Origin of the sequence: Dolichospermum circinale AWQC131C, assembly GCF_000426905.1 — a bacterium.
Classification (GTDB): Bacteria; Cyanobacteriota; Cyanobacteriia; order Cyanobacteriales; family Nostocaceae; genus Dolichospermum; species Dolichospermum circinale.
In genome coordinates this window covers 54517-79905 of record NZ_KE384589.1, presented here as the reverse complement: position 1 = coordinate 79905, position 25389 = coordinate 54517, and the positions used below count along the sequence as shown (strand labels likewise).

Here is a 25389-nt window from a genome sequence, read left to right as displayed (position 1 = left end):
AGTGGTTCGTTATTCCATGAATCTTGCGTAAGTCCTAATCTAAAATCTAAAATCTAAAATCTAAAATCTAAAATCTAAAATTGGGGTGATCTTGGGTAAATAATAATTGAGTCACTGCTGTTAAAACCTTGAGTCCTTGCAATGAACCAGTAATTAATCGCCTAGCCGACTGTGGTTGACGGATAAATTCCCAAGCTAGGGGCAAAGGTCGCAAAGAACCGTTTTCACTAATCGCGGATGTGATATTGGGGATATCATGGTTAGAATCATCGCTGACTACTCGTAATATAGCCACTTGTTTGTCTGGGAATTGGCGGAAAAATTCTAGGAAGGGATATGCTTCCATATCTACAACATCAGCACCGTATTGTTGATGTAGGTGGTGTTTTTCTGCGGATGTACATACAATGCGATCGCTTGTCAACCCCCTGACTAAAGATACATGATCACCCAGTCGGGTATATATATTTGCCGTAAAATCATGATTACAGTCTTGTAGATTTCCTTGATAAAGACAATTTTGATATAAAACAATATCTCCAACCTGATATTTTCCGCTCAGGCTACCACATAAACCCATCATCAAGATAGAATTTTCACGGACCTGGGCTAATAAATTGAAATTAACCTGTAAATGTTGCTGTACTGGTGCGATTCCCATTGGGATAGTTAACACCTGGGGTAGAGAACTAGAGACGGAACTTAATCCACGACAGACGGCTTGATGTTCTGCTCCCTGGGGGACTAAAATCAGAGTTGGCATTTCGTGGGACAGGAATGGAGAATGGATAATGGGTAATGGATAAAAACTATTCCCGATTACCAATGACTAATAATGACTAAGATAATAATTTTATCAGATGGTACAGACCAAAACAACCCAAACATCCGCCCGTGAAAGCTTTAATATTTCCAAATTAGCAATTAAGTTTTCTTGGTTAACGGTGTGTTTTTGGATAGGTATAACGGTAGCTGGGGTTCTAGCATTCAGTTCTCTCAAATATGCTTTATTTCCAGACATCACCTTTCCAGTGGTGGTAGTGACAGCCCAAGCACCCCTAACCAACACCCTAGACACTGAAGAAAAACTAACCAAACCTATAGAGGAAAGCCTAAAATCCTTGGTAGGACTTGAGGACATTCGTTCATCAACCTATCCGGGTCAAACTGCTGTAGTTTCCTCCTTTATTGTCGGTACGAACTTAGAAACAGTTACCAGCAAAATTTCCCAAATAGTCAATCAGTTAAATCTACCCAAAGATACAAATAAAAAAATCATTCCCTTGAATCTGAACGAATCAGCGGCCGTTAGCTATGCAGTTGAAAGTTCTGTCAGGGATATTGATAATTTACGACAACTGACAAAAGATAAAATCCTTCCCAGGATAGCTAATTTACCAGGAGTGCTAAAAGTGTCACTCTTAGGGGGGGGGACATTAAAACCCCAAGAGACCACCGGTGGAACATTAGTCAGGTTTAATGGTCAAGACGCTTTAGCCTTCCAGGTGATTAAAAAAGGGGATGCTAATACCCTAGAAGTAGTCAGTGGGGTAGAAAAGGAAGTACAACAACTCAGGTCTAACTTAAAAGATGTCACCTTGACCTTAGCTGCTACCCAAGGGGAATATATTCGTAATGCTACCCATTCCACCATAGATGCCCTGATAGAAGCTATCATCCTCTCGGTAGTTGTCATTTTTCCCTTTTTATGGAATTGGCAAGCTACCCTAATTTCTGCATTAGCCATTCCCATATCCTTATTAGGGACATTTATCGTCATGGCGATATATGGCTTTAATTTAGAAACCATTACCCTGTTAGCATTAGCTTTGGTAATTGGTTCAATAGTAGATGATGCCATAGTTGATGTTGAAAACATCATGCGGCATATTGAAAACGGAAAAACCCCACGGGAAGCCGCCCTAATAGCTACTAATGAAATCGGTTTAACTGTCACCGCAGCTACATTAACAGCGGTAGCGGTATTTTTACCTATCGGTTTGATGGGTGGAGTCATTGGACAGTTTTTTAAACCCTTTGGGATTACTGTTTCTGCGGCTATGCTGACATCTTTGTTAGTAGCTAGAACCTTATCCCCAGTCTTAGCTATTTATTGGCTCAAGCCTAAACCAATTAATTCTCCCCAGAAGCAGAGTAAGATTTGGCAGGAATTTGAGCAAGTTTACGGCAATTTGTTAACTTGGTCTTTGCAGCACCGTTTGATAGTTGTGGGATTAGCTGTAGTTAGTTTAATTGCTGGTATTGCCCTAATTCCCTTAATTCCCAAAGGCTTTATTCCCAAACTTGACCGGGGAGAATTTAATATTGTCTATACTTCCCTAGTACCTAGTCTTCCTGCGGCTCTTGGACAAGAGGTGCCAGGAGGAGGAGGACAACCAGGAGGACGGGAAACACAAGGGGGACGAAAAGATAAATTAGGAAGCTCGTCTTTGTCTGTTGCTGTGGATTTATCTGCTGACCCATCTCCTATTTCCATTTCTAATCTTTTAAACGATTCTTTGGATGTTGCTAAGAAACTGGAAAAAGTGGTGAGAAAGTCCCCGGCTGTGGCCACGGTTTTTACTACTGTGGGTTCTCGTGAAGGTGAACCAAACAAAGGGACGCTGTATGTTAAGCTAAAAGCAGAACGAAAACTGAAAACGGCTCAAGTCCAAGACCAACTCCGCGCTACTTTGCCAAAATTGGTGGGTGTAACCACAAGTGTAGAAGATATTCAATTTGTAGACACCGGTGGACAAAAACCTTTGCAAGTAGCTTTACAGGGTAAGGATCTCAAGGCTTTGACTACAGCAGCTAAAGCGGTGAAAGCACGAATTGAGAAAATATCTGGTTTTGCTGATGTAACTATTACAGGTGAATCTCATCAACAAGATACAATTTTGCAAATTGAAAGGTTGAATCATCAGCGAGTGGTTTATATTGGCGCTAACCTGGGACAAGATCTAACTTTAGGTAATGCAACGGATATTGTAGTATCTGAAGCTAAGGCTGTCATCCCTGCGGGTGTTTCTTTAAATTTAGGCGGCGATTCTGCCCGTCAAAATCAGGTTTTTGGCAGTTTTGGCACAACTTTAGGATTATCAGCGCTTTGTATTATTGTGGTGTTGATTTGGCTGTTTAAAAGTTGGAGCGACCCGATAGTTATTGGTCTTTCTTTACCTTTAGCAATTGTGGGAGCGTTGTTGGCGCTACTATTTACCAAAAGTGATTTTGGCATGATATCTCTGATTGGTTTTGTATTTTTGCTGGGAATTACTAACAAAAATGCAATTTTAATTGTAGATTACATTAACCAATTACGAGATTCTGGAATAGAAAGAACTGAGGCAATTCTCAAAGCAGGTCCTGTACGTTTGCGCCCCATTATGATGACTACAGCAGCGACTATTTTGGGGATGGTTCCCATTGCTTTGGGTTTAGGTGCGGGTTCGGAATTGCGTTCTCCCATGGCTGTTTCTATAGCCGGTGGTTTGGTCAGTTCTACTATTCTGAGTTTATTTGTTGTGCCTGTATTCTACGCCATTTTAGATGATTGGTTTCCCAGAAGGAAGGTAAATTAATAAGTTAATAAAGTAGAATTAGATCCCTGACTTCTCTCAGAAGTTGGGGATTTTGTTGTTGATAATTTTTTCTTTTGAATCAGGACTTACGCAAAATATCTCTCAAATCCTAATTTCTCCGTGACCTCTGTGCCTCTGTGGTTCGTTATTCCATGAATCTTGCGTAAGTCCTATGAATATTGACTTATGGCCATTCCCATAAGGTATTAGCAGTAATAATTGAACGCAGATAAACGCAGATAAACGCAGATAATTTTGTACTTGATTAGACATCTCCAAAAAAGAATGTAGGGACAATTCATGAATTGTCTCTACAAGGGTTTAAGACTACGCATATTTAATTTCTGGAGATGTCTATTAAACTGGGAAACGCTATAAATCTGTTCAAAATTTTAAAATAAAAAATTCTTTATGATTTATAGTCATGTAATTTGGGTCGAGGAACTAAACCCAAGCTACAGAATTTCCTAAATTAAGTCATTAATAGAAAATTGTCGCTGTTTCTCTAAGTCTTGTAAATGGATTTTTTCTATATATATAGCTTCAGCATAATATTTATCTTTTTCTGGTTCAGTTTGCGGATCTATTTTTTCCCATTGTTCCATAAAATAACGATAGCGTTTTTCTCGAAATACTCTTTCCATACAAGCTAATGCTGCTTGAATAACGTGGGGAGTTCGTAATATTTCTGTTTTATTTTTTTCATTGAGATGAAATATATGGGAAACTATTTCTAATTCTTCTGATAATTCTAAATATCTATTTTGCACACTGGAAATTAAATCAAGTTCATCTAATGGAAATTCTAACATTTGTTGCCATAAAAAACGATGATGAGAAAGACTAAATTCTAAATTGCGGGTTTCTAAATCTTCAATAATTATTTGTCTTTGTTCGCAAGAATGAAGATAAATGATTAATAATAATGCCTCAGCTTGTTCTAGTAGAGTGGGTTCTGTATTAACTAAAGACAATTTTGGGGTTTGAGGTTGCGGTTTATTTATACGTGGACTTAGAGATTTTAGACTATTAGGTTTAATCTGAGTTAGGAGATTTTCAATTCTTAAAGGTTTAAGTCTGCTATCTCCTAAACTGAGAATTTCTGCACAGTAAGAAACATAATAATTTAGTGTATCGTTATTAGCGATATTTTGCAGTAATTTAATAATTTGTTGGGTAACTTGTTGAAAGTCGGTAGCTTGTTTTAAATCTCGATTTTTAATAATATTTTGAATTTGCCAATCTAGCCAAAGAGGTGCATTTGTTAATAATTGTTGATAATCGGATGCTGTATGATCATGTAAATATTCATCAGCATCTTTACCATGAGGTAAATTGAGAATTTTTAATTGTACTTCTCCTGTATAAACTAAATTAGAAACTTCACCAATTGCTTTTTCTGTAGCATTTATTCCAGCTTTATCTGCATCAAAATTGAGGATTAATTGCTTGGATTCTGTATAACGTAATAATAGCCGTACCTGTTCTATACTTAATGCTGTACCCAAGGAAGCAACAGCGTTATTAATTCCGGCTGCATGGAGAGAAATCGCATCAAAATATCCCTCTACAACTACCGCTTGATCAACTTTAGAAATAGCGTCTTTCGCTTCATCTAAAGCAAATAAAGTTTTCCCTTTACTAAATAATTCCGTTTCAGGAGAATTGAGATATTTTGGTTGTTCTTCGGTTAAAGTTCTGCCTCCAAAAGCAATTACTCTCCCTTGAAGATCACGAATAGGAATCATTAACCTATCCCGAAATACATCATAATATCCTCCTCCTTCTTTTCGGGGTTTAATTAATCCTGCTTGTTCTACCAATTGCAGGGGATAATGTTTACTTTCCACCAAATAACGGTACAGAGTTTCCCAACCAGGAGGGGCATAACCTAAACCAAATTGTTGAATAGTTTCCTCTTGAAATTGACGAATTTTTGTTAAATATTCCCGTGCTTTTTGTCCTTGAGATTGTCTTAAAGTGTGTTGATAAAATTGAGCAGCGGAAGCGAGAACAGTATATAATTGGTCACGTAAAGATATTTGACGTTGTAATTCTTGTCTTTGTTCAGGTTCTAAAGTTTTAACCGGGACTTGATAACGTTTTGCTAAATCTAGTACCACTTCCGCAAATTGACGTTTTCCCAAATCCATGACAAATTTAATTGCATTTCCCGCAGCTTGACAGCCAAAACAATAATACATTTGTTTATAAGGACTAACCGTAAAGCTGGGAGTTTTTTCATCATGAAAAGGACACAAACCCACAAAATCTTTACCCCGTTTTCGCAACACTACATACTCTGATATAACATCAACAATATCAGCGCGGAGTTTAACTTCTTCAATAGTATCTGGATGTAAGCGAGGAATTTGCATGAGAAATCAACAATCATAATCTAGATTTATTATACTATAATATATTTTAATTGTGTTATTGGCTAGTAGGGTGTGTTAGCGACAGTGTAACGCACCAAACCCTGAAACACAGCATACTATAATACCCTGTTATAAATATCTAAAAAAACTATTAGCTAAAATAGCAGCTTGAGTTCTGTTTCTGAGATTTAGAACATTTACAATATTTTCATTTGAGTTTTGGGTTATTTATCTGATAGGAAACTGAGGGATTATATCATCTATCTCTGTCATTAATTTAATTGTTTCTATGACGACAATAATTATTTTTTGATAATGAGTAATTTCGGCATCAGATAAATATATATTAACACTTTTTCTGTCTTTTAACCATTTATCTAATACTTGATAACCACCAATTTTAAATTCCCATACTATTGGAGAAACTCCCGAAAAATAACAGTTCTGATTAATCAAAATTTGCTGTTTATTTGTATTATATTTAACTTGATTTATTTCATTTTTACCATCACCTTGATAATGAATAGCGCCTCTTTCTTCTCCATTAAATAAAGGTAAATTAGCAGTAGTAGAAGTTTCTGATTTAGTCATGGGAGTTGGGGGCAGATTTTTCATCAAATGTAAATTAACTAACTTTTCTCCTTTGATAACTAATTGATTAAATAATTCATTATTGCTAGTTAAAGGAAGACGCGGAAAATCAATCTTTAAAAACTGGGAGTATCGTTGACGATATTGAGGAGAATGAAACACAGCATAAATATAATAAAAGATATTTTCTGCTGTGGGAATATAACCTAATTTGGACTTAAGTGCAGTGATAAATTCTGGAGAAAAATTAGGTTTTCTGTCTTGGGTTGTTTCGTTTTCTGGATAAATATAAAGAGGGAATAAATAATTAATTTCTTTGGTTTTATTAGAAATAGCACAAGATTCTATGATATCTTGAGTAGTACCAACTAAAGACCATTCCCCAGACTGAGATTGTTGTCTAACGGTAATTAATCCTAAATTATCACCTAATAACATATTTTTCATCACATCATTTCGAGGCATACAAATAAATCCCCTTGATTTACCTGTATAATAGGTGTATTTGATATCAAAAGGACGATATAAAATCCGTTTAATCGAATTTCTATTTATTGTATTAATTTTATTTTGTTTAACTCTGCTTTTTTTAATATCATCTTGCGCTAAAGCAACCTGCCAATCTCTTGTATCTTTTCCTAAATTATACTTTTCTCTTGCTTCTTCTGGTGGTAAAAATGCAAAATCATTAACAATTTTTTCCACGTCTTCAGGAGTTTTCTGAATTGTTAAAGAATCTCGCGCTGTGACAATTCCCACAGAATTAACAAGCATGATATCAGTTATTTTCCAACCTCGATTATATTCTTCTAAAGCATAAACATCTTGAGGAGTCAACAAATAAAAAGGAGAAATAGGATTAATTTTTTCCCATGCTACGGTTTTCATCGTTAATTCTTTCAATAACTCATATTTATGTTCACGATTTCCCCATAAATCAGCATAAAAAACGCCATTATCTGGTGCATTTTGTTGATTAAATATAAGCTGATTTTTAGGAATATCCTTAACAGCAATTAAAATCGCTACTCCCTGTTGAATATCAAAGACATTTTGATCTATACTTCCATCTGGAGAAACTTCTTTTTTCTTAGCATTACCATGTAAATTCAGAATATAAATCCGATTAAAACTTTGTAATAAACTTTGACGCATTCCTCGAAATGTGGGGTTATCTAAATAACCATGATTGGTAACAAAAGCTAAAATTCCTACTCCTGTTTTATCAATTCTCCATTGTCCAAAGCGAATAAATTTCACATAATCATCTTGTAACCATTTGGGATTTTTTTCATCTAAAGATAATCCATCTATGTGATAATAATCTTTAACTAATCCTTCTATCCATTCATTTTTATTTTCTGAATGTCCCGAATAGGGAGGATTTCCTAAAACTACATGAATAGAAATTTCCGTTTTAATTGCTTCTGCTGAGATATACTGGCCTAAAATTAATTCTGATTTTTTCACTCCTTCATTTAAAGCATTAGTTAAAAAGATATTTAATCTTTCTTTTTCTTGAAATTCATAACCTAAGTTTTCTAATAATAATCCCAGTTTTAAATGTGCAATTGTATAAGGAGTCATTAATAACTCAAAACCATATAAACGTTTGAGAACTTGTTTATCTCTAAATAATTGATTCCAGCGGTTGACTCCATATTTTTCAAAGTTAAAATAAATTTGTTTAATGACTTCATATAAAAAAGTTCCTGTTCCCGTAGCTGGGTCTAAAATTGTGACGTTTTTACTACCCAAACCATCATCTAAATTAAAATCATTTTCTAAAATATGATTAACTGCTTTAACAATGAAAGAGACTACAGGTTCAGGAGTATAATAAACTCCTCTACTTTTTCTTAATGATGCTTCATAAGCTGCTAAAAATGTTTCATAAAAGTGGACTATGGGATCTTGTTTTCTCGTTTCTTGTCCAAAGTTTTGTAGAATATTAACCATATCAACCTTAGCCAAAAGTTCTATTAAAATATCAATTGTCCAGTTGATCTTACTAATAATATTTGTGGAAATGACGGTAGTAAACAATCCTTGTAAAAAGGGGATTTTATCACTAATATAAATACTGGCATTTTCTCGATTAAATTCATGGGTAGTTTTTGTTTCACAATGACCAACTCTAGCAGTAAATAAACCATAGGCCATGGTTTGAGCGTACATATCAGCAAAATTATAATTATCTAAATCTGGTAATAGTAACTCTTGAAATAATAACTTTAATTGAGTTAATTCTCCTGTTTGTTCTTCGCTTTTCAATGCTTCATTAATACTATAACGAATAGCTTTAGTTACAGATGCCATTTCTTGTGCTAGTTCATAATAGTTATTAATCGTTTTTTCTTGTTTATTAAAAAATGCGTTAATTAATTCTGCTGTTGTTGATATGTCAGTAACAGGAGTAATTTGATTATTTTCAATTGTGGCTAAAGTAGTTTTTAATTGTAGTTTACCGTCAACATACCAATAAAATTGCAGATAGTTAGTAAGAATAAGATTTTCACCAATGGATGATTCTAAATAGCGTTGTAATTGTTCGGTTTTTTCAATTTTATCTAAATTTTCGCCGATCTTTTTGGCTTCAATATAACCGAGTAATTGATTATTTTTTCTGATGGTAAAATCAGGAATACCAGCTTGGTTGCCAGTTTCTTCAACGGTAGATTGTATTCCTTTAATACCGTTATCAATCAGATTTTTTAATGTGGGGTAATGGGTGCGTTCGCTGCCTTTTTCTAGATCGGTTTGGATTTGCTGTAAATAGTTAGTAAAGTTCATATATTTTCTGTATTTGTTAAATAAATATGTGATGTTATTAATGATAAGTTACCAATGTTAGTAGCAGTTGCCATGGTTGAGAGAATTTTTAGCTAGGGTTATTTAATTCTAGTTTATTATTGGCGCATCGCACCACAGGCGATCGCTGACAATGGATACTTGTCGGCATGATTTCCAAGAGTTCGATAGAATATCAAATGAAAAAAAGATAAACTCTTACTACTCTCACTCTCTGCGACTGGAGCGCCTCTGCGTGAGCTAAATTATCTAAATCAGCAACAGCGAAAATATAATAAAAAAAGAGGTCTTTTTAGACCCCTAACAAAATCGAAATAAAATAAGCTCTGATATAGAAATTAAGACAAACCAGCATTAGTACCTTGTTTACCAGTTGCTAATTCCACTTTAACAATCTTGCCACCCATTTTTTGAATCCGTTGTTGTTCACGGAACCAATTTTCATAGGGAACTAACTTAGTAAAGTAAGTGTTTTGTAATTCGCGTTGGGTGCGAGTACGAGATAGACTAGGAACACAAGCAGTTACTTTAAATAAACGAGCCATTTTTTTTCAAATCTCCTCTATTTGTTTGTGAAAACTTTTTTATCTCAAAAATCTTGAGTGCAAATCTTTAATTAATCTTTCCCAGACTGGAAATCAACCATCAACACTAGACTGATAACACTTACAATCAAATTAGCAAGAGAACCTTCTAGCAATCATGATTGATTTCCAGACCAAAATACCAGTTCCGCACCTATATTACTAAGTGCAAACCTAACTCCTAGCTCAAGCCAGAGGAGATATAGTCGAAGTAAACGCCCATTTCTTTACCAGCGTCAGGACCTACCAAACTAGCGGTTACTTCCTTCATAGCTTGGATAGCTTGAACTGTAGAGCCTACGGGTACTCCCAAGGAATTGTAGGTTTCTTTCAAACCATTCAATACGCGCTCATCCAAAATGGAAGCATCACCAGCGAGCATAGCATAGGTAGCATAACGCAAGTAATAATCCAAGTCACGGATACAAGCTGCGTAACGACGGGTGGTGTACATATTACCACCGGGACGGGTGACATCAGAGTACAACAAAGACTTAGCTACAGCTTCTTTAACGATCGCAGCAGCATTAGCACTGATAGTACCTGCGGCACGAACGCGCAGTTCACCAGTAGCGAAGTAGCCTTTTAATTTTTCGAGGGCAGATGTATCAAGGTATTTACCTTGAACGTCTGAAGAATTGATAACGGAGGTAATTGCGTCTTGCATTGTTGTTTTTTCCTTATTTCCAACCTTATTGTCACAGTATCAGTTTTAGCCGAGAATAGAGCTAAAACCTACTGCATTGCACCAACAACGTAGTCGAAGTAAGAACCAGCTTCACCAGCGTCTTCAGCAGACAACAAGGTAGCAGCAACGTTCTTCATAGCGGCAACGCCACCAGCAACTGCATCAATGGGAGTACCCAAAGACTTGTACATTTCCCGAACACCAACGATACCGATTTCTTCGATGGCTGTAACATCACCAGAAACGATTCCGTAGGTAACGAGGCGGAGGTAGTAGTCTAAGTCACGCAAGCAAGTAGCTGTCATTTCTTGTCCGTAAGCGTTACCACCGGGGGAAACAACATCAGGACGTTTTTGGAACAGTTGGTCACCAGCTTGCTTAACAATGCGCTCGCGGTTTTCGGTCAATACTTGCGCGATGCGAAGGCGTTGTGCGCCACCAGCAACAAAACCTTTGATTCTATCTAATTCACCGGGGCTGAGGTAGCGAGCTTCTGCATCAGCATTCACGATAGCTTTCGTGACGATACTCATTAATGGATTCCTCCAAAACTAATGTAACCAGAGTTTGATTAAACTGGTACGACTTTATGTGGTTGATAGTCAAGCCTAACATCTTGATTTACATTTGCAACCAGATTGACCGGATTTTGTGTAAACCAGATGGAAAACTCAAATACCTCCCGCAAAATATTGTCCAGTATTATGTTGAGCATTTATTACTGCTCTTAATATTTTGTAACATTAATTTTCAGATTTGCTCATTTTGAGGCAACAGGGAACAGGGAACAGGGGACAGGGAACAGGGAATAGGGAATAGGGAATAGGGAACAGGGAATAGGGAATAGGGAATAGGGAACAGGGAACAGGGAACAGGGAACAGGGAACAGGGAATAGGGAACAGGGGACAGGGAATAGGGAATAGGGAACAGGGAACAGGTAGAGTTATTACCAATTACCCATTACCCATTACCAATTACCCATTACCCATTACCCATTACCCATTACCCATTACCCATTACCCATTACCAATTACCCATTACCCATTACCCATTACCCATTAACCTACCTATTGCTAGGACGACCTGTTAAAACAGCAGGAGACAAGCTAGACCAAGATTGTTTCACCAAATCAGCCTCAGCTTGTACACTACCCAAGTAGTTACCCGCTGGTAAAGAGGGATAGCGTTTGTAAGGTACTACGTCTTCACCAAAATAACGAGCATATTCAGGACTATTGACAATTCCCTCTACAGCAGCCCTTAAACCGCTATCAGCCAATAATTTGTTATATTGACGGATTTCGCTCTGGGTAGCTGGTGCGCGTCCCAACAGGTGACGGAATAAAAATTCAATTACCTTGGTATTGGGATAAGGAGTATAGAACCGTTTGCGATAGATTTCGGAACTAGCTAATTCCAGGACAAACTCACGCACGGTAATTTCACCATTACGTAATTTGCTATCTAAGTCAGAACGACGGAAATAACCAGGAACTTGACCACTAAATACGTCCATTACCTGACAGTAAATAGCATTAATTACCTGATTGGTTTCCGGGGAATTTGTGCCAGTAGTAGCGCGATAAATCCGAATTGGCTTGCGTCTGCTCGTGCCTACACCTACCTCTACAGACTGTCCACGTTCATCATTGAAAGAACGACCCAACTCAATAAACAAGGGTTTAGTCTTGTCCATTTTCTTACTTTGGGCTGCTAAATCAGCGATCGCCTTCGCTAAAATTGGTGTATTCTCAGTTTTAATCCGAGGCTTAACTGTTTTAAAGCTGGGAACAACCAAATCATCATTTTGCTTAGTTAGCTGGTTGTAAAGCTTTTCAGTATTGGGGAAGTTAGCAGCAGGTAAAGTGGGGAAGCGACGGTAAGGAACAGTATCTTCACCGAAGACTTGACGATATTCCACACTCTCCACCATAGAGTTAATAAAGGCACGAACACCTTGAGTAGCGAGAATTTGGTTATATTTGCGGATTTCTGCTTGATCAATCGGTGCGCGACCCAAGAAATGCTTAGTACCCAACTCAATTACTTTCGTGTTGGGATAAGGTGTATAAAACTCCTTCAAGTACAGGTTAGAGTAACCCAAACTTTGAATAAATTCCTTCACCGTAATTTCACCATTCACCAACTTACTTTCTAGACTCGTGAACTCGTTGAGAGAAATGTAAGGAGCAATATCTCGCTCGAAAATCTGCCGATAAGCACCGCTAATTACAGTATCAACAGCAACCTTATCATTACCAACTGCTGTTAATTTAAAGACCTTAGTTTGTTCACGTTGCTTAGTAACACCTTGATTAATGCGGAAATTAATATCTGGTTCAGTCCGCATTGCTGTAACTGCACCCAATTCCACAAAGCGCGGGGTTGCTTGTTTTTCAACATTGGCCAAATCTTCGCGGATAGTACCCACGCGCAACTGACGTAAAGACACACCAGCAGGAGTTAAATAGCGTTCGTAAGGAACAGTATCTTCATTGAAAGCTTGGCTGTATTCATCACTGTCAATGATAGCATCAACAACAGCATAGAAACCCTTCTTAGCCGCAATATCAAAATACTTATTGTTCTCTTCCCGACCATAGGTAGGACGACCTAATAAGCGACGGTGAATATACTCAATCGCTTTACACACATAGAGAGAAGTCCAATACATCTTGCGGAATAAATCCGACTTAGCCAATACCCGTACAAACTCACGGACAGTGATTTCGCCGTTTTCCAGCTTAATTTCTGCCACTTTCAGCCGTTGACCTTCATAAACATCACGACCGAAAACTTGTAAGTATGTAGCCTTAATTACCGCTTGGGTAGAACTTTCAGAGAACTTAACACTTGCTCCCTTGGCGGCTTTTTTGCCAATAGTTCCTGGTAATTGGTCTAATTTGAAGACTTTAGCTCCTAGAGTCCCTGGAGCTACACCACGGGCTTTAGGGTTACTAAGTTGATTATTGATACCAGGTCCTTGGTGAATCAAAATCCGGCGGGTATCCTTACTAAAAGGTGCTGGACTGCTGCTGGGGTTGCGAGTTTCTTTCGGGAAAATCGCCCCAAATTGAATTTCCAAGGGATCATTACCAGAACCATAAGGATGTTGATCAGGTAATGGCTGTTCATAAGCCGCAAAAGTTGTAATAAACTGAGGTACTTTACGGAAAGGCGCACTGTATTTGAACAGGTCTTGCTGTGGTCCCCAGTTGCGACACTCTTGAGCTTCTTGACCCAGACCCCGAATATAGGGTACTGTTTCTTCGCCAAAGTAATCGCTGTATTCGGTAGAATCTACCAAAGCATTAACTAAAGCCGCTAAACCGCCTTTAGAAACAATAGCAAAGTATTTTTGCACTTCTTCGCGGCTAGAAGGTCCCCGTCCTAAAATATGACGGAAAGCCAATTCAATTACCCGGCTGTTAATAAAAGGCTGGTAAAATTGCTTTTGGTAAAGGGGAGACTTAGCAAGACGACGAATAAACTCCCGCATGGAGATTTCGCCATTTTTAACTTTTGATTCCAAATCAGAAATAGACAAGCTATAAGCACGGGTAATATCGCGCTCAAATACTTGACGATAAGCCGCTTTGATCACTTCTGTCTTTTCGCTAGAAGACAGACCTGGCTTCATAGCGTATTTGGGACGATTTTCAGCCGCGTTAGAGTAAATTTGGGGTAGTTGTAACCCTTGTTGATCACCTGTAGGACGTTGGCGGACCTTTGTGGAAGGTGTAGGTGCTTGAAATTCTGTGAGCAATACATCCATGTACTGAGTCACAATTTCTGTAGCTGCCGCGTCTTTGCGGAAATAGGATAAAGAAGCCACCTTGATTTCCTGTAAAGCCACTATGGTCGCTTCAGAGGAACAAGCATTTTCAATAATTTCCCGTAAACCTCTGGTATTTACAGAGATGATATTAGGGTCACCAGCGACAATGGCATAAGTAGCATAGCGCAAGAACCAGGATAAATCCCGTAAGCTCTTGGCCATGTTACCCGGACCATAACGAGCGACGTTAATGGGTCTAAAGCCCGGAGGTGTGGGGCCGCCAGCAGAAGTATTGAAAATAGAACGCAGGTTTTCCAAGAAACCACCACGACTTTCAACGTAGGTGACTGTTCCTAATTTCATGCCCTCTTGCAGACTAGCACCAGCACCGACCATTGCCAATTCTCGTTCTTGAGGCTTTTCTAAGAAAGCCATAGGTGAACCACCAACGAAAATCCGGTTAGCAGCGCGAGAAACGATGATTTCGGAATTTTCTGTCAGAATTTGGGCGATTTCTAAACGTTTTGCCCCAGAGGCAAAATAACTGACCAGTTCACTTAGTTCACCTCTTCCTAAAAAGCGGTCTTGTTGTTCCGCTTGGGAAATGGTGGACACGGGTAGGGTTTGATATAGTTGCGGACGCGCAACTGAGCTTCCACCGCTTGCCTTAACACTCATTAGCTTTTTAAAACTCCTATCATAATCGTTTATGTGTTAAGCCTGAGTTATTTATTTTTTTTTAGGCTTGACATTTTTGCGTATTTGTGAATATGACGCTGGCAAAACCCAGTAAATTAACCCAGTTCAATTTTTAGATTAGAACGTTTTGTGTTGATGCTGTTGGTTTATTAAGAAGTATGTCGAATCTGTAATCTAAATTTGATATTTCACAAGATACATACTTCTATTTTTTGGGATGAACATAGATTTTATCCCATATTTTGCACCAATTTAATGATTAAGCTTATTCATAAAGGCAAAGGACAGACGGTAGACAAAAATGATCAAGGCTATATTGATACCAGCTTGGTAAACCGCTATCTTATTTTTTTGGTTATTAATGAGTTAAAGCGTTAGTAAATTAAATATGTATAAATATTCAAGGGTATGCCCACCTATAAAGTTTTCAATGACTGATTTTGTCAAACTTAAATGCTAAACAGCTTATTAAATAAACAATTATCTATAATCCTGGGCTTCGCATTAACGCAAATATACGCAGTAATTAGTTTATTGTTTGGTAAATTATGTGTAAGGACTAATTTATTACTATATTTAAATATAAACTAACGCATAGTCTTTTATATTGATAGAAATAATAAAAAGTAAATTTATAAACATAAACATAAACATAAAGCATATCCCTGACTTATTCGAGAACAGGACAGACGCAAGGGTGACAGTAAAAGTTATAATTTTTCTTTCGTAGTCAGGGCTTTAGCCCTGATTTTGTTCACTTAGTATCTCAAAAAGAGGATTAAAGTTCTGACTACGGGGAAAAAGCAAAAGAGGACTTTAGTCCTCACTACGTTAATCAATACTTATTAGTAAATCCTCACTAAACTAAACTTTTACAGTTTCTTGAGACTCTTGATGAATTGTTTGTGGATAATCTTCTTTTTGGAAGTAGTAATAGCTATGGGGTTCATTTTTAACGATGACACTATTAACCACCTGTCCTAAGACATTTTGTCCAGATTTTGCTAATAGTTCCCTAGCAAAAGTAGCATTAACAGAATCAACAATACCAGGACGAACTACTAATAAAACACCGTCGGCCATTTGTCCTAAAGTAACAGCATCAGCAGCGACATTTAAAGCTGGAGTATCAACAATTACATAATCATATTTATCAGAAAAATTTGCCATTAAAGTTGCCATTCTTTGAGAATCTAGAAGAGAGGCCGGACTAGGAGGAACTATGCCAGAAGTTAAGATATCTAAGTTAGGCATGACTTTTTTGATAGTAGCAGTGATTTCCTCTTCTTTAATAATTAAATTACTTAAACCTTGATTATTCATCAAGTCCCAAATTTTATGCTGAACTGGACTGTGCAAATCTCCATCTATGAGTAAAACTTGACGGTCCATTTGTGCCATTGCTGTAGCTAAATTGGCTGCTACCGTTGATTTACCTTCTTTGGGTACAGAACTGGTGACAACAATAACTTTTAGTTCTTTATCAGCACTCATAAAATTGAGATTTGCCCTTAACATTCGGTAAGATTCACTAATAGAAGAACGGGGGAAATCTCGAATGATAATACTTTGATTATAGGGATCAAAGTCTTCCCGATTACTAGAGTATCTTTTCCACTTACTGGCTGTAGGAATAACTCCCAATAAAGTCAGTCCCAGTAATTCTTTAGCTTCATCAACAGTCTTAATAGATTTATCTTGCAGTTCTAGAATATATATAGTAATCAAGGCTGCCAATATACTAATTAGGGCTGAACTTAAATAAGAACCCATAGCAGAGAAGGTAGATTCATCAGGAATTTGTGCTTCAGATATCTTAGTAGCGTTACCTAAATTTTGATTTTCGGCTATTCTGCTTTCCTGTAGCTTTTGAAGTAACAGAGAATAGGTAGATTGTGCTGCTTGTAGTTTACGTTCTAACTGACGCTGTTGTTCTTCTAATTTGGGTAAGTTATTCAATCTTTGTTTATAAGCAAATTGTAAATTTAATAAAGAATTGACTTGACTTGCTAAACCTAGACGGTTAGATTCTAATTCCACGAGTCTAGTAGAGAGTTGCTGTTGTAATGCACTTAATTGTAAATTACCTTGTGGTTGTAGTTTATTTTTACCTAATGCTTGGGCTATTCTCTGATCAATAACCCTGTTTAAAGAGATTATTTTGTCTCGCAGGTCTATAATTTCTGGATGACTATTCTCCAAAATAGTTTGCCTATTTGCCAATTTTGATTGTAGCTGTTGGATTTCTTTAAGAATATCTTGTATTCCAGAGATTTGACTAATAGAAGTCATTAATAATGCCTGTTCTGGACTCATTCCCAATTGTTGACTTATTACCTGAGACTGGGATTTAACATTAGCCAATTGAGATTGAGTATCGTTCATTCTTAATTGCAAATTAGCCATGATTTCTACTGCTTGAGTGGCTTCTTCCTGTAAAGAAACAATCTTATTTCTCTCTTTAAAACCTGCTAATTCAGATTCAGAGCGACGCATGACTAATTCGGCTTGTGGTAGTTGTCTTTCTATAAATTTGCGAGCTGCGGCTGCTTCGGCTCTGCGTGAAGATAAATTCTGCTCTAAATAAACTTTGGTTAGCTCATTTATAACTTGAGCAGCAGTTTTTGGGTTACTATCTGTGTAGGTAATTTGCAGAACATCAGCACCTTTAACTTCTTTGATAGTGAGGTTTTTGAGAAATAGCTTAGTTTTTAAAGCCTGTCCTTTATCATCTTTGAGTTCTAAACTGTTAATAGTTTTCTCTATTACCGGAAAAGAACGTATTATTTCTACTTCTGTGTTCATGGGATTACTTTGTTCCATGAGAGGAACTAATTTACCTATTTCTGTTCCTAGTCCGGTCATAGAAGAAGTAGAGTTATTTCTTTGAAAACGTAACTTACCTTCTGCCACATAAAGAGGTCTTTTCAAAGATGTTGCTAACTGTGATATCCCAAAAACAACAATACTAATAGATAAAGTTGCTAACCAACGACGTTTGAGAATTGTCCAATATTTTGTCGGTGATATAGAAGATTCTTGTAGTTCCATAATCATTAAATTTGGGTATTTTTAAGTTGTCGAGTAAATAGCTGTAATAACAGAAATTACTCTTTCTAAATCTTCGTCTGTTAGATTAGAGCCAGAGGGTAAACAAAGACCGCGCATAAATAAATCTTCCCCGACTTCACCACCAATACATTCACATTCAGAAAACACAGGTTGGAGGTGTAATGGTTTCCAGACAGGACGAGCTTCAATTTGTTGTTTAGCAAGTTGAAGACGAATATATTCTCGATCTGCACCAAAAGCCTCGGTCGCAACTGTTAAAGCCGTTAACCAGCGTGTGGAATGTCCAAAATTAGCTTCCGGCATAAATTCGATTCCTGGTAAATCTCCCAAAGCAGATTGATAAATTTCAAAATTGCGTCGTCTCGCTGCTACTCTTTCATTTAAAACTTGTAATTGACCACGACCGATACCTGCTAAAACATTACTCAGACGATAGTTATAACCGATTTCTGAATGTTGATAATGGGGTGCAGGATCACGGGCTTGAGTTGCTAGAAATTTGGCTTTCATAACTAATTGATCATCATCAGAAACTAACATTCCTCCACCAGAAGTAGTGATGATTTTATTACCATTGAAAGAGTAAATACCAATTCGCCCAAAAGTACCAGGAGAAAGTCCTTTGTAGGTAGCACCTAAAGCCTCGGCTGCATCTTCAATTAGGGGAATATTATATTGATCACAAACTTGGAGAATAGGTTCAATATCTGCACTTTGACCATACAAATGTACAAGGATAACTGCTTTTGGTAATTTACCAAAATAGGCACGTTTTTGTAAAGCTTCCTGCAACAATTCTGGGTTCATATTCCAGGAAATGCGATCGCTATCAATAAAAACTGGTTTTGCGCCTAAGTAAATGATAGGATTAGCAGTAGCAGCAAAGGTTAAAGTAGAACAAAAAACCTCATCTCCTGACCCTACACCAACTAATTGTAAGGCTAAATGTAAAGCCGCAGTTCCCGAACTGACAGCAGCAGCATAACCAGCGCCAGTTATTTGACAAAATTCTTGTTCAAAAGCATCAACATGAGGACCGACTGGAGCAATCCAATTAGTATCAAATGCTTGTTTTACGAATGCTAATTCTTGAGATCCTATATGGGGAGTTGAGAGTAGAATTGGTTTATTCATATTCACCTAAATAGCGCGTTTGCTGCTGAGTAATTTAGATTTGCCATTCAGGCATTTTCCGGTATTTAAATCAAACTCGTAATGATGACCTAGACAGCGCAGAATCCCTCCAGGTAAAACCTCTCCTACCTCCTGTAAGTCAAAACCTGCATGGGGACAATGGCGCTGTACCAAGTAATTATTTCCGTCGCAATGGATTGTAATTTGCTCTTGAAAATCCACTGAGTTTTCATAATCTTCTACAGCTTGCAAGGACCGAGAACAAGCAAATTTCAAGAGTCCTAAAAGATGGTCATTGTAGATATCTGGATTTCGCCATACCTGAAATCGTAAGGACAAAAAGAAGTCTTCCCAAGACAAAGAACCGTCTAACAAGGAAGGAAGCCATCTTGAGGCAAAACGGTATCCATAACTACATTCACCCATCTCTTCATATACCCCTTCTAAACCGGGTCGAAAATCAACCGCCCATTTCCCCCCTCCAGGTCCTGTGATATCAAAGCCAACTCGCATCTTGATTTTGCTGTTGAAGTAAGGACTCATTGCTAAAAGACGCTGGAAATAGTCGTAAAATGGTAAGTAAAGAGATGCGGTAGGTTGAGGGTAACGAGCCTTTAAAGCCAGAAGATTACCAGTTCTGGATTCAGCATAGTCTTGTACATAGGAGGTGCGATTGCTAAAGTGAAAATCATCCCAGATAGGATCGGCTGCTTTTTGATTTGTAGTCACATCAAAAGCATCACCTGGGAGCAAAATCATAGTATTTTTAATTTCCCCCTGCCCCAACCAGTCTACTACCTGCTGTTGATCTGGGAAAATTCCGGCTTCGATCTCTGCATTTGCCCAAGTCAGTTCTGAGTCAAGGAAACAGGGAGGACCAGCACAGGGCATAACTGTGACTGGTTCAACAATAGTAATCGCCCGTTCCATGTACTTAAATTTAGCTAGGCGCTTATTCTGAGAAAGTTCTCTTTTACGCTCTTCGGGGTACTCATAACAGATGGGATACCAAGAAGCTCCTGCTCCTTGCAGTGCTAAGACATCAATTACTCCACCTACTTTGTTACGGATGCTGCTAAGTTGAGATCCTGACAAGCGAGCATCATTGAGATTAAGTAGAGTCTGCTCATCAGCAACAATAACCACCGCCGAATCATGGTTCATTGGTGACTGTTCTGATACAAAGAAAATACTAATGCTCTCAGCTATTTCTATTGGTTGCCACTCAGGTAATTCGATAATTTCCCTTAAACCAGCAGCAGCAATTTTTCTCTTTAAGACTGGTGAGGGATAGTCAGGAATAATAACAGGTGTATTTGCTGGTATTTGGGACAAAAACCAAGGGTCAAGGTGATCTAAATGCTCATGAGAAATAGCGATGGCCGTTGGTTGCAGCAGTGCAGGGGTGATCAAATGTTGGTTAGCTGGGTACTGAAACCATGAACCCAAAAACGCCCCTTCGGGTGAAAACCAAGGATCAATTAGCACTTTAGCATTTTGAGTTTCTACTTGGAGGCCTGCATGACCGAGAGAAATAATTTTCATAGGGAATAGGGAATGTGTAGGGGTAATTATCCGTAGTTAAGCTGATCCTCTTTTACCTCTTGCGTCAATTAAAATTAGCTTCTTTAATCGCCCGAGCCGGCACACCTGCGACTATGCTGTTTGGCATCACATCTTTCATTGCTACTGAACCAGCACTGACAGTAGCCCAAGCACCAATTGTAACTTTTGGAAATACAATGCTTCCCAGCGCTAGAAATGCTCCCTCATTAGCTGTTGCACCACCGGCAAGGTGGGAGAGTGCTAGATGTACATAATCTTCGACGCAGCAGTCATGATCAACGCTTGATTTAGTATTAATAATTACGTGCGATCCAATTTTGGTATAGGGATGGACTATAGCACCAGCACAAACTACAGTACCTGCGCCTAAATAAACTTCAGGATGAACATAAGCATAAGGATGAATTACAGTTATCCAATTAAGATTTAATTCTTCTACTAAACGCTTTCTTACCTCATTTTCACCTATACCAATGATTGCATGAGAAAAGTTATCGGATTTAAGCTCACCCAGAGGACCAATAACCGGAATACCAAAAATATGCGTTCCCTTCTTTTGCAGATCATCATCATAAAAACCTACTACTTGATGTCCCGCTGCTATGAGTGTGCTTGCTACTACTTTAGCATGACCTCCCGCTCCAATGACAGCTATTCTTTCTTTATTCATAAGATTGTGAAATTATAGGGAAGTGACAATTAGATCTTCTACTTCAATAATGATGCTACTCAAAGATAAACCTACTCCAAACCCAGTTAAACACAGCCGACCACTAATTTTATTTATGCCTTGATTTAAGGCATAACGACTAATAGCAATGGGGATAGATGCACTACTAGTATTACCTATTCCTTCTACAAAAATAGGGACTTTTTCTTCAGGAAGTTTTAATTTCTTACGGATATAATCAACCATAAATTTATTAGCTTGGTGAAATACAAATAAATCAATATCTTCATGGCTTAAATTGCAATTTTCTAAAGCTCGGTTGACAAGTTCAGGAACTTCTTTAATTGAAAATGAGAAAACGGCAGCACCATCCATAATTAAATCATTTTCACTTCTATAGCTACCATCTTCTTGAATTTTAACAATTTTTGTATCTTCTGTAGTTGGTTTTCTCATACCACCAGCAGGAACTGTTAATTTATGATAATCATTAGCAATAGTTCGCCAGCAAGCTGTTAGTCCTTTGCTTTTTTTATCAAATTCTAAAACACAGGCAGCCGCTCCATCACCAAATAACAACCTCTCGGTTTTATCTTGAGGATTGACTAGCTTTGTAAGTGTATCTCCAACCACAAGTAATCCACATTTAATATCACCATTACTAATTAATTTTCCCAGGACAATTAGACCATGGGTAAATCCGGCACAACCAGCATTTATATCAAGAGTTAAAACACTTGTTTTTAGTCCTAATTGATGAGATAAAAGAAAAGAATTTCCGGGAATTAAATAGTCTGGAGTTTGGGTAATACACACCAGACAATCTATATTATTCTTGCTAATATTTGTAGTTTTTAAAAGGTTTTCTATAGCTTGGAACATCAGATTAAAAGCTGTAATTCCCTCACCGGCAACCTTTCTACTATAAATACCAATTGTTTGACTAACTCTTTCTATGTCTTCATCATCTAACACATCGGATAATTGATGATTAAATTCGATTTTTTCAGGTAAAGCGATCGCAATGCCTCCCATACTGACATGAGGAATACTTGTTTTATTCATAGCATTTCCTTAACTTGAGAACGAATTTTTTTGTAGCGATGATTGTGATGTTCACTAGAGTGTAAATAAACCTTAACTGGAATTTTATAACTTTGTAATTTCTCTTGACAATAGGATTGAATCAATTGTCTCATTTTCCGTGCGTCAATTGATAAATCTGTGGGTTTAACTACAGCAACAACTATATTTCCTGTAATTGCATTTGCTTCACCAAAAACTGTTACTTGATCAATTTCCGGCATTTGGATGAGAATATTCTCTATTTCTTGGGGAAAGACTTTTAAACCACCGACAATAATCATTTCTGATTGACGACCAAGTATTTTAAAATAATCCCCTTTTGTTTCTACCACATCTCCTGTATTTAACCAACCTTGATCATCATAAGGATAGGGAGCATTCAAATAACTAACCATAGCTGAATTAGTTTTTATCCAGAGGATATTATCTACTATTTTCACTTGGTAATCTTCCCCACCTAACTTAACCCATTTACTTTCAGAACTTTCACTTTTAGTGGGTAATATTCCTAATTCTGATAGTCCATAAGTCTGTTTTAAACTTACCCCAGGAAAAGCATTAGCTAAAGCCAATAATGTATTTTCTGGCATTACTTCTGTGCCATAACTAATAATTTTTAAAGAACTTAAATCATAATTTTTATAAGACTCTGACATCAAAAGTAAATTCAGAAAAGTTGGAGAGACTGGCAATAATTCTATATGACAACTTTCAATTAATTGACAGATATTTTCTGGTTTTCTATCATCCGTTAAGACTGTTATTCCTCCATTAGATAATTGATATAATAGAGTGTTGATTCCTCCAATATGATCCAGAGATAAAAATGCTAAAGTATTGAGAGTTTTTCTGCCATGATTATATTTTGATAATAATTTATCACAGTCATGAAGCATTCCTTTGGGTGTGCCGGTAGAACCAGAAGAAAATAAGATAATTCCCGCTGATTCCCCTTTAATGAATTGAGATAAAGTAGTATTATCTACAATAGTTTTTAAATCTTGAATTACTAACTTTTCTTGTTTATCAATTGACAGAATATACCGAAGATTAGCGATATCAAAATATCTTTTTTGTTCTTGCTGATTAATTACACCTAAAGGGACTAATATATTTTTTAGCCGCATGAGTGCGAAGAATAAGGCTATAATTTCCGGGGAATAATCTCCTTGAAAACCAACAACAGATTTTTCTATACCTTCCTCCGACAAAATATAAGACCAGTATTCTATTCGTTCTAAAATCCAGTTGTAACTATAATTTCGATTATTCAAGATTAAAGCAGTTTTATGATCATAATCTGCGAAATAGGAGAAAAATCTCTCAAGATTATTCATGAAACACCTCCCAGATAAATAACTTGTCCTGTAATGTATTGACTAGCTTCACTAGCAAAAAAATCAATCACATTTTCCACATCTTTAAATTCTCCTAAACGACTTAAAGGCATTTTATTAACAAGATTTTGGATTTTTTCTGGAGATACTTTAGCAATCAAATCTGTCATAATTGGTGAAGGTCCAATGACGTTAACTGTGATGCCAAATCTAGCAACTTCTCTGGCAAAAATCTGAGAAAATTCTTCAATAGCTGCTTTACTAGATGCGTAAATTGCCTCTCCTTCAATGTGCATAGGAACAGCAACAGAACTAAAGTTGATAATTCTACCATAGTTTTTTTTCATCATCAACTTGGTGCTTTCCCGCGACATATTAAAAACACCAATTATATTGATATCAAGTATTTCTTTAGCAGTAGTTTCTGGCATCAACATAGAAGGATTCATTGACGCTATACCTGCATTATTAATCAGTATATCTAAATGATCAAACTTTTTTCTGATTTCTTGTATAACTCCTTTCACATCATTAATATTAGTTACATCTCCTCGATAATGATAGTATTGATTGTGTTGCAAAGATGATTGAGAACGAGCGAAACCACAAACAATAGCTTCTTGTTCTAAAAAATGTTTTGCTAAATGCAGTCCAATACCTTTAGTTGTGCCAGTAATTAAAACAATACGGTCTTGATAAAGACTATTTTGAAGATTTTTCATGGTTGAAGATTAGATGAGATTACCTACTATATAATCTGTCAATGTCCTAATAGATAAAAATGGACTTTTACCCTGGGACATAGTATGTTCATTAGCCAAGGTAATATTCAGGTTAAATGTATCTGCAATATAATCTTCAATCAGAACAATAATATTGACAACGTGCATAGAATCAAAAGGCGAATTTCCTCCTAAAATTCTCGTTTCTTCATCTAATTTTTTGGGCAAATTAATATTTGACTTATCTCCAACTTCTGCAAATGCCCTTTTGATGATTTTCATAACTTCTTCTCTCTTCGTCTCTAACATCTTATTCTCCTTTACTGTTAAAATAACCGATAACCAATTGGTATTTAAAGTTGGGTTATGGCTTGGCCACACTTCGTGAACGTTCCTCACGATATCCCCCTTAATTGTCATTTTTATAGACCAAATCAATGAGGTTTTTAATCGTTTTACTCTCGACTATAAGATTAACAGGAATAGATTTCTGAGCATGACTATCAATGATTGATATTACCGATAGTATAGCCACTGAGTCCCAGGCATCTCCTAAGCTTTCTAATACTGTTTCTTCTGTAAGTTCTGCACTATTTATTTCCATCGCTTCACCTAACATTTCTAGTATTTCTTGGCGATTATTCATATTTATACATCCTAAATTATATTCATTTACTAGTCTATCTAATAA

The 25389-nt window shown here is 37.0% G+C and carries 17 protein-coding genes; 1 reads left to right on the top strand and 16 read right to left on the bottom strand.

The window, feature by feature from the left end; genetic code table 11:
- Positions 1 to 67: 67 nt before the first annotated feature.
- Positions 68 to 763, bottom strand: coding sequence for a 5'-methylthioadenosine/S-adenosylhomocysteine nucleosidase family protein (locus tag ACIR131C_RS0102810; protein ID WP_028088981.1), 696 nt, complete (start codon positions 761 to 763; stop codon positions 68 to 70).
- A 97-nt stretch (positions 764 to 860) separates the two neighbouring features.
- Here ACIR131C_RS0102810 and ACIR131C_RS0102805 point away from each other — a divergent pair, with 97 nt between their 5' ends.
- Positions 861 to 3581, top strand: coding sequence for an efflux RND transporter permease subunit (locus ACIR131C_RS0102805; protein WP_028088980.1), 2721 nt, complete (start codon positions 861 to 863; stop codon positions 3579 to 3581).
- 467 nt (positions 3582 to 4048) lie between these two features.
- Here the strand turns inward: ACIR131C_RS0102805 and dnaG are convergent, their stop codons facing one another.
- The 15 genes from dnaG to ACIR131C_RS21745 form a co-directional block, all read right to left on the bottom strand.
- On the bottom strand, positions 4049 to 5959 hold the full coding sequence (dnaG, locus tag ACIR131C_RS0102800) for a DNA primase (protein WP_028088979.1): 1911 nt from the start codon (positions 5957 to 5959) through the stop codon (positions 4049 to 4051).
- 228 nt (positions 5960 to 6187) lie between these two features.
- Positions 6188 to 9343, bottom strand: a complete 3156-nt coding sequence (locus tag ACIR131C_RS0102795; protein WP_028088978.1) for a type ISP restriction/modification enzyme — start codon at positions 9341 to 9343, stop codon at positions 6188 to 6190.
- A gap of 356 nt (positions 9344 to 9699) precedes the next feature.
- Entirely contained in the window at positions 9700 to 9906 is a 207-nt protein-coding gene (locus ACIR131C_RS0102790) for a phycobilisome linker polypeptide (RefSeq protein WP_027402734.1), read from the bottom strand.
- A gap of 220 nt (positions 9907 to 10126) precedes the next feature.
- A complete protein-coding gene (apcB, locus tag ACIR131C_RS0102785; RefSeq protein ID WP_028084652.1) occupies positions 10127 to 10612 on the bottom strand; it encodes an allophycocyanin subunit beta in 486 nt (161 codons plus the stop codon).
- A gap of 68 nt (positions 10613 to 10680) precedes the next feature.
- On the bottom strand, positions 10681 to 11166 hold the full coding sequence (apcA, locus tag ACIR131C_RS0102780; RefSeq protein WP_028084653.1) for an allophycocyanin subunit alpha: 486 nt from the start codon (positions 11164 to 11166) through the stop codon (positions 10681 to 10683).
- A 531-nt stretch (positions 11167 to 11697) separates the two neighbouring features.
- A complete protein-coding gene (locus tag ACIR131C_RS0102775; RefSeq protein WP_028088977.1) occupies positions 11698 to 15090 on the bottom strand; it encodes a phycobilisome rod-core linker polypeptide in 3393 nt (1130 codons plus the stop codon).
- An 885-nt stretch (positions 15091 to 15975) separates the two neighbouring features.
- Complete coding sequence (locus ACIR131C_RS0102770) at positions 15976 to 18162, bottom strand: GumC family protein (RefSeq protein WP_155962985.1); 2187 nt, start codon at positions 18160 to 18162, stop codon at positions 15976 to 15978.
- Positions 18163 to 18183: 21 nt separating this feature from the next.
- Positions 18184 to 19317 carry a DegT/DnrJ/EryC1/StrS family aminotransferase gene (locus ACIR131C_RS0102765; protein WP_035371416.1) on the bottom strand — a complete coding sequence of 378 codons (1134 nt, stop codon included), beginning with the start codon at positions 19315 to 19317 and terminating at the stop codon, positions 18184 to 18186.
- Positions 19318 to 19323: 6 nt separating this feature from the next.
- A complete protein-coding gene (locus ACIR131C_RS0102760) occupies positions 19324 to 20862 on the bottom strand; it encodes an MBL fold metallo-hydrolase (RefSeq protein ID WP_035371414.1) in 1539 nt (512 codons plus the stop codon).
- Positions 20863 to 20926: 64 nt separating this feature from the next.
- Positions 20927 to 21553 (bottom strand): acetyltransferase, encoded by a 627-nt coding sequence (locus ACIR131C_RS0102755; protein WP_028088973.1) that lies wholly within the window; start codon positions 21551 to 21553, stop codon positions 20927 to 20929.
- Between the two features lie 12 nt (positions 21554 to 21565).
- Positions 21566 to 22618 (bottom strand): 3-oxoacyl-ACP synthase III family protein, encoded by a 1053-nt coding sequence (locus ACIR131C_RS21755; protein ID WP_051347481.1) that lies wholly within the window; start codon positions 22616 to 22618, stop codon positions 21566 to 21568.
- On the bottom strand, positions 22615 to 23976 hold the full coding sequence (locus ACIR131C_RS0102745) for an ANL family adenylate-forming protein (protein ID WP_028088972.1): 1362 nt from the start codon (positions 23974 to 23976) through the stop codon (positions 22615 to 22617). The genes ACIR131C_RS21755 and ACIR131C_RS0102745 overlap by 4 nt, the downstream gene beginning before the upstream one ends.
- The gene (locus ACIR131C_RS0102740) at positions 23973 to 24698 is read right to left on the bottom strand and encodes an SDR family NAD(P)-dependent oxidoreductase (RefSeq protein WP_035371413.1); all 726 of its coding nucleotides are present in this window, start codon (positions 24696 to 24698) and stop codon (positions 23973 to 23975) included. Before ACIR131C_RS0102740 ends, ACIR131C_RS0102745 begins: the two co-directional genes overlap by 4 nt.
- A gap of 9 nt (positions 24699 to 24707) precedes the next feature.
- A complete protein-coding gene (locus ACIR131C_RS23840; protein WP_155962983.1) occupies positions 24708 to 25007 on the bottom strand; it encodes a hypothetical protein in 300 nt (99 codons plus the stop codon).
- Between the two features lie 100 nt (positions 25008 to 25107).
- Positions 25108 to 25344 (bottom strand): phosphopantetheine-binding protein, encoded by a 237-nt coding sequence (locus tag ACIR131C_RS21745; RefSeq protein ID WP_035371412.1) that lies wholly within the window; start codon positions 25342 to 25344, stop codon positions 25108 to 25110.
- Positions 25345 to 25389 lie beyond the last annotated feature (45 nt).

Bases quoted from the DNA above. Each gene is read 5' to 3' on its own strand.
- apcA (WP_028084653.1), bottom strand. From the start codon at position 11,166: ATGAGTATCGTCACGAAAGCTATCGTGAATGCTGATGCAGAAGCTCGC.
- ACIR131C_RS0102760 (WP_035371414.1), bottom strand. From the start codon at position 20,862: ATGAAAATTATTTCTCTCGGTCATGCAGGCCTCCAAGTAGAAACTCAA.
- ACIR131C_RS0102770 (WP_155962985.1), bottom strand. From the start codon at position 18,162: ATGGAACTACAAGAATCTTCTATATCACCGACAAAATATTGGACAATT.
- dnaG (WP_028088979.1), bottom strand. From the start codon at position 5,959: ATGCAAATTCCTCGCTTACATCCAGATACTATTGAAGAAGTTAAACTC.
- ACIR131C_RS21745 (WP_035371412.1), bottom strand. From the start codon at position 25,344: ATGAATAATCGCCAAGAAATACTAGAAATGTTAGGTGAAGCGATGGAA.
- ACIR131C_RS0102805 (WP_028088980.1), top strand. From the start codon at position 861: ATGGTACAGACCAAAACAACCCAAACATCCGCCCGTGAAAGCTTTAAT.
- ACIR131C_RS0102755 (WP_028088973.1), bottom strand. From the start codon at position 21,553: ATGAATAAAGAAAGAATAGCTGTCATTGGAGCGGGAGGTCATGCTAAA.
- ACIR131C_RS0102765 (WP_035371416.1), bottom strand. From the start codon at position 19,317: ATGAATAAACCAATTCTACTCTCAACTCCCCATATAGGATCTCAAGAA.
- ACIR131C_RS0102775 (WP_028088977.1), bottom strand. From the start codon at position 15,090: ATGAGTGTTAAGGCAAGCGGTGGAAGCTCAGTTGCGCGTCCGCAACTA.
- ACIR131C_RS23840 (WP_155962983.1), bottom strand. From the start codon at position 25,007: ATGTTAGAGACGAAGAGAGAAGAAGTTATGAAAATCATCAAAAGGGCA.
- ACIR131C_RS0102795 (WP_028088978.1), bottom strand. From the start codon at position 9,343: ATGAACTTTACTAACTATTTACAGCAAATCCAAACCGATCTAGAAAAA.
- ACIR131C_RS0102740 (WP_035371413.1), bottom strand. From the start codon at position 24,698: ATGAAAAATCTTCAAAATAGTCTTTATCAAGACCGTATTGTTTTAATT.
- ACIR131C_RS0102790 (WP_027402734.1), bottom strand. From the start codon at position 9,906: ATGGCTCGTTTATTTAAAGTAACTGCTTGTGTTCCTAGTCTATCTCGT.
- apcB (WP_028084652.1), bottom strand. From the start codon at position 10,612: ATGCAAGACGCAATTACCTCCGTTATCAATTCTTCAGACGTTCAAGGT.
- ACIR131C_RS0102745 (WP_028088972.1), bottom strand. From the start codon at position 23,976: ATGAATAATCTTGAGAGATTTTTCTCCTATTTCGCAGATTATGATCAT.
- ACIR131C_RS21755 (WP_051347481.1), bottom strand. From the start codon at position 22,618: ATGAATAAAACAAGTATTCCTCATGTCAGTATGGGAGGCATTGCGATC.
- ACIR131C_RS0102810 (WP_028088981.1), bottom strand. From the start codon at position 763: ATGCCAACTCTGATTTTAGTCCCCCAGGGAGCAGAACATCAAGCCGTC.